The organism is Chroococcidiopsis sp. SAG 2025 (genome assembly GCF_032860985.1).
Taxonomy (GTDB): domain Bacteria; phylum Cyanobacteriota; class Cyanobacteriia; order Cyanobacteriales; family Chroococcidiopsidaceae; genus Chroococcidiopsis.
Genome location: NZ_JAOCNC010000012.1, coordinates 1 through 2,139 on the forward strand (window position 1 = coordinate 1; position 2,139 = coordinate 2,139).

Genomic DNA, 2,139 nt, shown 5'->3' on the forward strand with positions numbered 1-2,139 from the left:
CTCGGGACCTCGCTGGGCATCTCGACCGCGAATATCTGGTTCGTTATCCACTATGTAGTAGCGCACCGTATCTTTCCAATGGTGAGCCACTTGACCGCATTTCCAGGCATAGTTCTTCGTCCACTGAACGGGATCGTATCCGGCAACATCGAGTTCCCACCTGAAAGCGATGACCATGTGAAGGGCTAACCCTTTAGCCAAGTGTTCTTGAATCACTACGTCGCGCCGAGAGAAATCGCACGGCTCGCCCTCCCGCTCGCACTTCATCTTGTCTGCGCCAGTGCGGACGGCGGTGAGACCAAGGGCAGAGATGCGCCCTGACACCATCTGGCTAAACTCTTGGGAGTCGTCGTACCCAGTGCCGTCGTTCACGCCGAAGATGACGTTCCTGTCTCCTCGTTGCAGCATACGAGTCTTCAAGGCTACACTCGTGCAGGAAAATGGCAACATCATACTGAGGATGAGTACACAGCACAGAAGTATGAGTTTTGAATTGTTCATTGGATCGAGGCGACTACGAGTTGACCGATTGTTATGCGGTAAAGATCGGATACGTGCATAATTTTTCATACTGTAAGCTTTTGTCAGGCGGTTGTGTATTTGTTTGTGCCAAACATCACCGGCTGGAATTCCTTTGGGTAAAGCTAAATCAGCTTTTGACAGACCGATTGGAGTTTTCGCCAATTTAAAAGGTGCTATTAACCTGGCAACGCGCATATAGGGCAGGTCTTCATCAGATTACGCGACAAGACATTACTACAACTAGAGGGGACAAAAAGACCTGCCCTATCTTTACAAGCTGCCTTAATAGCCAGGTGTTTTCAGGCAAAGCTTGTCAAGCGTCAAGCGCGTAAGTATTTGCACGATCGCTACGAGAACGCCACGACAGTGAGCTGGGGCGGATGATGCTAAATCCATTCCCAGATAACGCGCGCCCAGTTCCATTTAAGGCGAGTTCCAGGATTGCTTCAGGATCGGTTCATGTGAGTCCGACAACAGCCTTATTTCCGAAACGTCACAATTAGATGCGTTCGCCCTAGCCAAGATCGTTTGAGCCAGGTTTTGCAAGTTAGTTTTTCGAGCCGCCATTGCTGGCGTACTATCCAGTCCGACTGTAGCTAAAATTGTTTCCCAGCGGTAAACCCAATCATGCCGTAGCAGCGAGTTGACCACATTATCAATACGGATTTTTTGTAAGCGATACGGGTCAGCGTCAAGTTCGTCCAGAATTTCAGCAATGTGAGGTACATCGTAGGGAATTTTGATCGCTGCACCCTCCCAGTCAAAATGTTGATGAAATGATTCGGATTGGGGCGGCACTCCCAGCATGATGGCTCCTGCTGCTGCTCCCTCAAAAAAGCGCGCCCCCACTTCTTGTTGTCCGCCTGTGGCATTTATCTCGTCAAATTTCGCGCTGTTAGCAATGAAATAACGGCTCTTTTTCAAAATATTTCTATATAAGCTGCGATGATATTTATAGTCGATCGCGTATAAGTCTCTGAGAGTTTCATATATGTAAAAAAAACTGTGGTTTTCTGCTAACTCTAGTAAAGCTTGGTGCGTTACCTGCGAGCGACGACCAACACTATAAAGATCGACACTGCGTTCTCGCTCCAAGGGATAAGGACAGAACTTAATTGCATCAACGCCAAAAGGAATATATTCACAAGGACGCTGAACGATTTCAGCCACTCCTGAAATACTATTGCTAAAGTTCATGAAAATTCGATCGAAGTCTTTCAAAAGACTTAGTTGTGCTTTCCAGCTCTGAAGATCTTTCGCCCAAATTTCATCGAGCCAAACTACAGCTTTGTGGCAACGCTCGCGCCAACCCTTAATTGAATTAATACAGAGGATATCTTGCGGGGACTGGCACAGAAAAAAGAATAAGTCATAGTCTTGCTGGAGCTGAACTCGATCAAACAATGGATTCATGAGCTTGCTATGACCAATCGCTTTGGCTGCATGATTTGCTAGCTTATTCGTCACTTTGAATAAGTTGGGTTGAAAATTTGGTGTCAGCAGCTCGGCTGAGTCTAATTCGCAAATCGCATCTTCCAGCTCGTACAAATAACAGCGAGCCACATGAAACTTAATATTTCTGAGGGACAACAATAAAACCCGAGCGTCTTTTTGAGG

General features: G+C 46.9%; 3 protein-coding genes. All 3 read right to left on the reverse strand.

Translation table 11 applies throughout. The annotated features are described in order from the left end of the window. A partial coding sequence (locus N4J56_RS40480) for a hypothetical protein (RefSeq protein WP_317112712.1) occupies window positions 1-684 on the reverse strand: 684 nt, incomplete at its 3' end. 120 nt (window positions 685-804) lie between these two features. Then, on the reverse strand, window positions 805-945 hold the full coding sequence (locus N4J56_RS40485; RefSeq protein ID WP_317112198.1) for a hypothetical protein: 141 nt from the start codon (window positions 943-945) through the stop codon (window positions 805-807). Further along, a partial coding sequence (locus N4J56_RS40490; RefSeq protein WP_317112714.1) for a glycosyltransferase occupies window positions 946-2,139 on the reverse strand: 1,194 nt, incomplete at its 5' end.

Excerpts from the sequence above, each read along its gene's own strand:
- N4J56_RS40485 (WP_317112198.1), bottom strand. The coding sequence starts at position 945 with ATGGAACTGGGCGCGCGTTATCTGGGAATGGATTTAGCATCATCCGCC.